This window comes from Bacillota bacterium, from assembly GCA_040757085.1.
GTDB lineage: Bacteria > Bacillota > Sulfobacillia > JACIYH01 > JACIYH01 > JACIYH01.
Genome location: JBFLXJ010000014.1, coordinates 26,569 through 34,978, shown reverse-complemented (window position 1 = coordinate 34,978; position 8,410 = coordinate 26,569). Strand labels below are relative to the sequence as shown.

At 66.1% G+C, this 8,410-nt stretch carries 7 protein-coding genes; 3 read left to right on the top strand and 4 right to left on the bottom strand.

What is annotated here, in order from left to right:
* The first annotated feature begins 231 nt into the window (after nucleotides 1–231).
* Nucleotides 232–468 (top strand): DUF2642 domain-containing protein, encoded by a 237-nt coding sequence (locus AB1446_04920; GenBank protein ID MEW6546244.1) that lies wholly within the window; start codon nucleotides 232–234, stop codon nucleotides 466–468.
* A gap of 43 nt (nucleotides 469–511) precedes the next feature.
* Here AB1446_04920 and AB1446_04915 read toward each other — a convergent pair whose 3' ends face one another.
* The 4 genes from AB1446_04915 to AB1446_04900 all read right to left on the bottom strand — a co-directional run bounded on the left by AB1446_04915 (nucleotide 512) and on the right by AB1446_04900 (nucleotide 5,737).
* Nucleotides 512–2,032, bottom strand: coding sequence for a sigma-54 dependent transcriptional regulator (locus tag AB1446_04915; GenBank protein MEW6546243.1), 1,521 nt, complete (start codon nucleotides 2,030–2,032; stop codon nucleotides 512–514).
* Nucleotides 2,033–2,046: 14 nt separating this feature from the next.
* A complete protein-coding gene (locus AB1446_04910; protein ID MEW6546242.1) occupies nucleotides 2,047–3,795 on the bottom strand; it encodes an ATP-binding protein in 1,749 nt (582 codons plus the stop codon).
* A gap of 148 nt (nucleotides 3,796–3,943) precedes the next feature.
* On the bottom strand, nucleotides 3,944–4,726 hold the full coding sequence (locus tag AB1446_04905) for a CoA-transferase (protein ID MEW6546241.1): 783 nt from the start codon (nucleotides 4,724–4,726) through the stop codon (nucleotides 3,944–3,946).
* 12 nt (nucleotides 4,727–4,738) lie between these two features.
* A complete protein-coding gene (locus tag AB1446_04900) occupies nucleotides 4,739–5,737 on the bottom strand; it encodes a CoA-transferase (protein ID MEW6546240.1) in 999 nt (332 codons plus the stop codon).
* 284 nt (nucleotides 5,738–6,021) lie between these two features.
* On the opposite strand from AB1446_04900, the gene AB1446_04895 reads away from it, so the two are divergent.
* Nucleotides 6,022–7,374, top strand: coding sequence for an MATE family efflux transporter (locus tag AB1446_04895; protein MEW6546239.1), 1,353 nt, complete (start codon nucleotides 6,022–6,024; stop codon nucleotides 7,372–7,374).
* 22 nt (nucleotides 7,375–7,396) lie between these two features.
* Nucleotides 7,397–8,401, top strand: coding sequence for an ROK family protein (locus AB1446_04890; protein ID MEW6546238.1), 1,005 nt, complete (start codon nucleotides 7,397–7,399; stop codon nucleotides 8,399–8,401).
* Nucleotides 8,402–8,410: the final 9 nt, after the last annotated feature.

Here is an 8,410-nt window from a genome sequence, read left to right as displayed (position 1 = left end):
ACTCAGTCGTCTCCGCTCAAACCCCAGTCCTCGCAGAAAGGGGTTAACCCACTTGAGTACAAGTACCTTTCATTCTGAGGCAACGATCCGTGGTACAAGTACTTTTTATTCTGAGGCAACATGCACCTCGAGCGCAGTATGTCCGGTCTCTGATAGTGGCCGGCGCGGGCGTCTGTACCGGAACGCTCTCCGGTTCTGCTGCGTAAAATCGTGTAGACAGGAGGTGAGATTATGTCAAGCTCCGAGCCCTCGCTCATTTCGGGATTTGACGAGCCGCAGTTTGTCCGGCACTTGCACGCCTTGGTAGGGCAGCAGGTCCAGGTGGCCACGACCTGCGGGAGTATTGCCGGGGTGCTGCGACAGGTCTTCCCCGACCACGTGCTGCTGGAGACGCCTCAGGGACCGGCTCACGTGCGCATGCGGCAGATGTGCTGGGTGCGGCCCACCGCCCCCGGAATGATGATGTAGCACCCGCCCGAGTATGGGGGATTCAGGCGGCGGGCAAAGATGCTCAGGGGGACTCCACCCCGGGCATCCTTCTTAGCTTTTCAAGCAGGGCACGGCGGGAGATCCCCAGTCTGCGGGCAGCCTGGGTGCGGTTTCCCCCTGTAGCCTCCAGCGCCTCTCGAATGGCCACCCATTCTGCCTGCTGGCGCGCCTGTCGCAGGGGCAGGGGTGGTCGGGGCAGGGATGCTGCCAGCCGGAGAGATGATCCACCTGGCAACGTGCCCGGTGGCGATGGCAGGGGGTTGGGAGGTGTGTTTGGCGGCTGCGGCGGGGGGTTGGTGGATACTGTCCGTGCCGGAGGCGAGGGCGGGGGGTCAGGAGAGACCTGAGATGGAGGTGCCGCCGGGGTGCTTTGGGGCGGACAGGTGATGTGAGGGGGAAGGTCACACGCGTCGAGCACCTTCTTTTCCGTGAGGATCACCATCTGTTCCATTAGATTGCGAAGCTCCCGCACGTTACCGGGCCAGCCGTATCCCTGCAGGCAGCGCAGGGCCTCGGGTGACAGCTGTACGTGCTTGCCGTACTTCTCCCCGAATGACCTCGCGAAGTGCTGGGCCAGGAACGGTATGTCTTCTCGCCGCTCCCGCAAGGGTGGCAGGTGGATGGGGATAACCGCCAGCCGGAAGTAGAGGTCTTCGCGGAACATTCCCTGCTGTACCTGCCTGAGCAGGTCGCGGTTGGTGCATGAGATCACCCGTACGTCTACCGGGCAGGCCCTGCGTGCCCCCAGGGGGAACACCTCACCGTCCTCCAGCACCCGCAGGATCTTGGCCTGCAGGGGAAGAGGCATGTCGGCGAGTTCGTCCAGAAGCAAAGTGCCGCCATGCGCGTTTTCAAAACGGCCGGGTTTGCGGGATCTGGCGCCGGTAAAGGCACCCGCCTCGTAGCCGAAAAGTTCACTTTCCAGGAGGGATTCGGGAAGCGCGGCGCAGTTGACGGCCACGAAAGGGCCAGCGTGCCGGGGGCTGAGGGCATGGATGGTACGGGCCACTACCTCCTTGCCGGTGCCGCTTTCGCCCATGATCAGGACGGGGGCGTTGCTCGCGGCGATCTTTTCCGCCATGGCCAGCACCCTGAGCATCTGGGGGCTGACCGCCACCAGGTTTCCCTGACCGTAGCGTTGGCGCAGCTCCGCTTCCAGTTCTTCCACCCGCCGGCTGAGCCGGGCATGGGAGAGGGCCCGGTTGAGAGTAAGCTTCAGTTCGTCGGGGTCGAATGGCTTGGGTACGTAGTCGAACGCGCCTGCCTTCATGGCCTGGACGGCGGTCTTCACGGTGGCGTATGCCGTGAGAACGATGACGGGCATGCCGGGTTGTACCCGGTGCAGCTCCCGCAGGAGTTCGAGCCCGTCCTCCTGGCCGAGCCGGAGGTCGACCAGGGCCAGGTCGGGCCGCTCGCTGCGCAGGAGGGCCACAGCCTCCTGCCCGGAGGCGGCGAAGGAGAGGTCGTATTCATCGCCCAGGATTTGCCCCAGCAGCCAGCCCATGTGGGGCTCATCGTCTACCAGGAGGAGTTTCGGGCGCACACTCCCTCCGCCTTTCACCAGGGTCGGTCGGGCCAGGCGACGACCTGGACCGGCAGGTGGACGAGGAACCTGGTGCCCTTGCCCGGTTCGCTCTCGAATTCCACCATTCCCGCATGCTCGTCCACGATGCGGTGTACCAGGGCCAGGCCCAGTCCCGTCCCCCCGCTTTTGGTGGTGAAGAACATGCTGAATACGCGGCTGCGATCCTCGGGTTTGATCCCTTCGCCCGTGTCCGCCACCTCTACCTGAACCAGCTGGCTACCCTGCCTGTACGAAGTCCGCACACCCAGGGTACCGCCACGGGGCATGGCCTGGATGCCGTTGATGAGCAGGTTCAGGAAAGCCTGCTGCAGGTGGTCGGGATCGGCGCTCACGAGGGGGAGTTCCCCATATTCCTCCACCATCTCCACCCGCTGGGAACGAGCGTAGTCTCGTACCAGCGCGGTGGCACGCCGCAGGACCTGGTTGATGTCGGTGGGCGCCAGATGGGGCTCGGAGAAACGGGCGAAGTCCAGGAGGGCGTTGACCGTGCGGTTGACCCGTCCCAGTTCCTCACTGGCGATGCGAGCGGTCTCCGCCACGAAGTCCCGGTCCCCCGCCCGGGGGCCGAGAAGCTGGAGGCACCCGGCCACGATGGTCACCGGGTTCTTTATTTCGTGGGCGATGGCGGATGCCAGCTCACCCACGGCGGCCAGCTTTTCAGCCCGGCGCAGGCGTTCTTCCTCTTCCCGGGCAGCGGCCTCGTCTTCCACCAGGAAGACAAATCCGGCCCCCTCCCCGGGCAGGTCTTCAACCCGGGAAAGAATGATCCGGACCGGCCGCGGAGGACGTCCGGCTGTCCTCAGGGTGTGGGAGATGAAGCGGTAGCGTTCGCCCGTGTGCGCCAGCTCCCCGGCCTCTGCCACCAGGTCGCCGAATCCCAGCAATGTGAGGGCATCCGGCAGGGGCATGCCCACCAAGGCCGGCGGGGCGCCGGCCAGGTCGATCAGCGCCTGGTTGGCGAATGCCACCTGTCCCTGGTGGTCGGCGATCAACACGCCCAGGCTCAGGCTGTTCAGGAAGAGCGATAGATACCGTCTGATGCGATCCAGCGACCAGGCCAGGTCCCCCAGGTCTGCGGATCGCCTCGGGCGCGGCGGCTCCTCTGGCGGCTGCCTCTCAGGTGGCCGCAGGCTGGCCAGCAGGGAGCGGCTGGAGGAAAGGAGCAGTCCGGTGAGGCCCAGCACGGGTTCCACACGTGGTGAGAAAAAGACCTTGCGTGCCCGGAACTCCATCTGGCGGTAAATGTCCTCGAGGGTCTCGTTGGCCCAGCAAAATCCGATGGTGCGGTCGCCCCGCAGAAGAGGTCGCATGCAATTCATTATGTCGCCCCGCACCATGGAGCCGACTCCTACCACCTCGCGCCTTTGGGCCATGGCCTGCCGGCCCAGGTGGTCGGCATCTACCGTTACGCCCACCTTGTCGCCAAACTCGCTGCTGGGTCCGTAGGTGAGGATGCAGTCCAGGCCGGCGGAGTAGTACCCGACCCCCACGCCGGGGAAGGCGGCTGCCACCAGGTCGGTGAAAGGGGCCAGAGCCTCGTTGAGCGCTGCCAGCCTTTGTTCCCGGGGAGCGTGGGAGGGAATGCCCCGGGACCGCAGGATGTCGTCGTATTCGCCCTTCAGGTATGCATCGAGGAGGCGGGTTATCCCGAACAGTTTATCTGCCTTTTCTTCCAGCAGGATGGCTTCTGCCTTTTGCAGGAGCAGGTAGCGGGCGCGCACCGCGACGCACCTCCTGAAGAGTTGTTCTACGAAGAGTGCGAGCACCCTGCCCGGGGGGCGGGTGGTCGCGGTGTGGCTGCGGGAGCGAGACCGAGACCGGGGATCTTCAGGGGACGCCGGCTGCCGCCCGTGCTCGCAGATGGCCGGGTCAGCGGCCGATGATGTAGCGGTAGGGATCGACCTCGTGCCGAAGCACCTGGAGTTCTTCTCGCGTGGGTGGTTCACTCTGGCCCACTTCATCTGCCCACAGCAACTCGAACCCCGTGTTCTGTTCCACCAGCTCCCGGGTGATGCCGGGGTGCAGGCTCTCCACCTGCATGCGCTTGGTCTCTTCGTGGAAGCCGATGACGCACAAATTGGTGATGACCTTGTAGGGGCCGGTGCCCGGGGGAAGCCCTGCCGCCTCGCGGGCCCCGGGTCCGGTCAGGTAACCCGGGGTGGTGATGAAGTCGCACCTGGGCACGAAGCGGCGGCGATCCTGGGGGGTGATCATCATGATCCGCCAGCACAGAGACCCCAGGTCGTTGGCACCCCCGCTGCCGGGAAGCCTCACCCGGGGCCGGGAGTAGTCGGTGCCTATCATGGTGGAATTGATGTTGCCGTACATGTCCACCTGCGCCCCGCCCAGGAAGGTGTAGTCCACCATCCCCTTCTGGCAGAAGGACATGATGTCGTCCATGGTGGTGGCCATGAACGCTTTCCAGAAAGTGCGGGAATCGCCCACCGAGATGGGCATGGTGGGGAGGATGGGGGCCACGCCACCTGCCTCGAAGAGGATGATCAGGTTGGGAGCATACAGCTTTTGGGCCAGCATGGCCGCGGCGCAGGGGGCACCGGTACCGACCACCACCGTGCGCCCATCTTCCAGGTACCTGGCCGCCAGGCAGATCATGAGCTCCATGGGGTTATACTCGTTCGCCTGATGACCCATCTCGGCACCTCCTCACGCCGAGTTCGGGCGCTCGAGCCCGAGTTCCAGGGCGCGCAGCCGCCGCAGTTTCTCGATGCCGCCGCACAGTTGCAGGTAATCGTTGAAGTCCCGGGGCCCGTAGATGTATTTGTCCATGAATTGCCGGAAGGTCTCGAGGTCTTCCTGCGCGGTCAGCCACTGGCGCAAATGTTCCTCGTCGGAGAAGTACTCGTAAGGCATGTTGCCGGGATACGAGCCGTATGGGACCTCGATCACCGCGTCTACACAGAAGAAGGGGATGGCCGTGCGGTGAGGTTCCTGCCTGATCACCGACGGGGGCACCAGCCGCTCGGTGGTGATGATCACCCGCCTGGCAGCCCGCGCCAGGTCGTTGTCGGCCACGTTGATACCGTCGATCTGGCAGTTGCCATAGGGGTCGGCCCGGTGTACGTGGATGATGGCCACGTCCGGGTAGAGGGCGGGCAGGGCCACCAGCTTGATTCCCGTGTAGGGGCAGGTGATCACCTTTGCCGCGCTGTACCTCACGGTGTCGGTGCCCAGCATGATGCGGGCCGGGATGAAGGGGATGCCCATAGCCGCCGCCCTGTACCGCCAGGCGAGAGCGGCGTTGGTCCACTCGGTGGCCTGGATAGCCCCCTCCTCGAACAGCCGCCGGGCAACGCGGGAGAGGCCGCGGGCTTCCAGCCCCACCACGTAGGCCACGTCGCAGCGGTCAATGCATCCACCTGCGGCCAGGATCTGGAAGTCGTGGGTGGCCGTGTGCCCGGATACCCCCAGGTGCCGTTTGCCCTGGCGCACGATCTCGTGCAGCACTGCGGTGGGGATGCGGTTGGCCCCGAATCCTCCGATGGCGATGTAATCCCCGTCGTGGATCAGGCGGGTCACCGCCTCGCTCACGGTGGTGACCTTATCCACCATGCCCTTGGGTTTGGCCCGAAAGTGCGCGCGGGCCGCGTCCACATCGGGGAGCATGAATAGATGCCCGATGCCCTCTGTTTCGGCCGTGGTCATGCGCATGCCCTCCTTTGCTCGGGACCCACGTGCGAGGAGTCCTGCAGGTCGGCCGTGCAAGTTCCGTGCCAGGCTGCCCGAGCCGGTTTTACCGCGACGGGAAAGGCCAGGATCGGCGCGGGGTGGGAATTTGGGATCTCGGGGGTGTGATGCTTTCTTCCTACTCGCACGCCGGCAGGAAAAGCTGGGGACCCGAAAGAATTGCTTAACCTTGCGGCTCGGGCGGGGAGGGCAGGTGCCCACCAGGGGGCCCGGGCCGGGAAGTCCGCGCAGGTGGTACTGCAGTGCGAGAGGAAGAATCCCGGTCTGGAGCGGAACTCTGCAGGGCAGTGTGGCGGCTGGCCTGGCCGGTGGTGGCGGAGCAGGCCCTGGGCACGGTGACCCAGGTGGTGGATATGGCCATGGTGGGCCACCTGAGCACCGTGGCGGTTACGGCGGTGGGATTGAGCTTCCAGCCCTTCTGGTTCGTGAGTTCCATCTTCATGGGCCTGGCCATCGGAGCGACCGCCCTGGTGGCCCGTGCGGTGGGAGCCCGGGATCTTCCCACCGCGGCACGGGTCACCGGACAGACCGTTTCGGTCGCTGCCGTACTGGGGACACTGGTAGCATGGGCGGGATATACCCTGGCCACCTCCATAGTGGTACTCATGGGGGCGGCACCGGAAGTGATCCCGGAGGGTTCGGCGTACATCCGGGCCGTCATGCCCGGGATGCCCTTTTTCTTCGTGTTCACGGTGGTAGCCGGGTGCTTGCGAGGGGCCGGTGATACCCGTACCCCCCTGTACGTCAACGGTGCCCTGAACGTGATCCACATCTTCCTGAACTGGGTGCTCATATTCGGCAATCTGGGTTGCCCGGCCCTCGGGGTGGTGGGAGCTGGCCTCTCCACCTCGCTGTCACGGGCCCTGGGGGCAGTAGCCCTCATGATCCTGGTGATGACAGGCCGGGCCGGCCTGCGGGTGGGAAGCAGGGAGATGGCAGGGCTGGACACGGCCCTGATCTGGCGGGTGCTGCGGCTGGGCATCCCGGCCGCTGCAGAGCGGGCGTTCACGAGCGCAGGGCAACTGGTATATGCGCGGCAGGTGGCCAGCCTGGGTACGGTGGCCTACGCCGCCCATTCGCTCTGCCTCAATGCGGAGTCTTTCTCGTACATGCCGGGGATGGGATTTGCCACCGCGGCCACCGCGCTGGTGGGACAGAACCTGGGGGCGGGGCGCCCCGGCGATGCGGAAAGGAGCGCTTATGTAGCCCTGTGGTTTGCCCTTGCCACCATGGGAGGCATGGCCGTGCTTTTCTTCACCATTCCGGGCTATTTCCTGCGCATATATACCACCGATCCCCGCGTGATCGCGCTGGGGGTCCCCCTCCTGCGCATTGTGGCCTTCACCCAGTTCCCGGAGGCGGTTGGGTTTGTCCTCCCCGGGGCGTTACGGGGGGCGGGGGACACCACGGTGGTGATGGGCATCACCGTGGTGGGGATGTGGCTGGTGCGCCTCTGCCTTACTTTTCTGTTGGTGTTTGGTCTGGGTCTGGGGTTGCCCGGGGCCTGGATGGCCATGCTGGCGGACTGGCTGGTGAGGTCAGCACTGTTCCTGGCCCGCTTTCGTTCCGGGGCATGGAAGTCAGTGCGCGTTTGACGATGACGCAGGGGTGACGAGGATGGCCGCCGGGGAGCAAGTGTGGCTGGGCCTGGATATCGGGGGGACGAAGGTGGCGGCTGCCCTGGTGGACGGGCAGGGGCGAGTAAGGGAGTCCCTGGAGCTGCCCACCCTGGCCGATGCTCCCTTCGCCGTTTCCTTCGGACAGGTGGTGAGGGCGGCGCGCACCCTGCTCGACCGGGCGGCTGCGGCGGGAATCCGGGTGGCGGGGGTGGGGGCGGGGTTTCCCGGCCCGCTCGACCCCCGCGAAGGAGTGCTGTACAATCCCCCCAACCTGCGCCAGTGGGATGGCGCGCGCGTGCGGGACCTGCTGCGAGATGCGCTGGGGTTACCCGTAGCCGTGGAGAACGATGCCAACGTGGCGGCCCTGGGTGAGGCACGATACGGTGCGGGGCAGGGATGCTCCCTGGTGGTATACTTTACCCTGGGCACCGGGGTGGGCGGGGCAGTGGTGTGGGATGGTCGCATCTTCCCGGGGGCGCGGGGGGGAGCCGGAGAACTGGGTCACCTCATCGTGGAGGCGGGCGGGCAGCCCTGCCCGTGCGGAGGCCGAGGATGCCTGGAGGCGTACGCCTCCGGGCCCGCCCTGGTGCGCCGCATGCAGGCCGCTCTGGCTGCCGGGGGTGGAGCCAGCGTCCTCGCAGCCGTCTCGCCCCTGACGGCCGCTGCGGTGGTGGAGGCGGTGCGACAGGGCGATGCCCTGGCGGCCCGCGTTTGGGAAGAGACCATGAGGTACCTGGCGGCCGGGGTGGTGTCGGCCGTGCACGCCTTCAACCCCGACGTGGTCGTGATCGGAGGAGGGCTGGCGGCGGCGGGTGACTTGCTATTTGAGCCCGTGCGGCGCCTGGTGCGGGAAGGGGGCATGCCCTACCTGGTACGGGAGCTGGAGATAAGGCCGGCTGCCCTGGGCCGTGACGCCGGAGTGGTGGGGGCAGCTGCCCTGGCCCAGGAGACCCTGGTTCAGGATGATGCCCCGGCGCAGGGGCAGTCAGGTACGACGCTCTGAGGCACGGCG

Bases quoted from the DNA above. Each gene is read 5' to 3' on its own strand.
- AB1446_04920 (MEW6546244.1), top strand. From the start codon at position 232: ATGTCAAGCTCCGAGCCCTCGCTCATTTCGGGATTTGACGAGCCGCAG.
- AB1446_04905 (MEW6546241.1), bottom strand. From the start codon at position 4,726: ATGGGTCATCAGGCGAACGAGTATAACCCCATGGAGCTCATGATCTGC.
- AB1446_04900 (MEW6546240.1), bottom strand. From the start codon at position 5,737: ATGACCACGGCCGAAACAGAGGGCATCGGGCATCTATTCATGCTCCCC.
- AB1446_04890 (MEW6546238.1), top strand. From the start codon at position 7,397: ATGGCCGCCGGGGAGCAAGTGTGGCTGGGCCTGGATATCGGGGGGACG.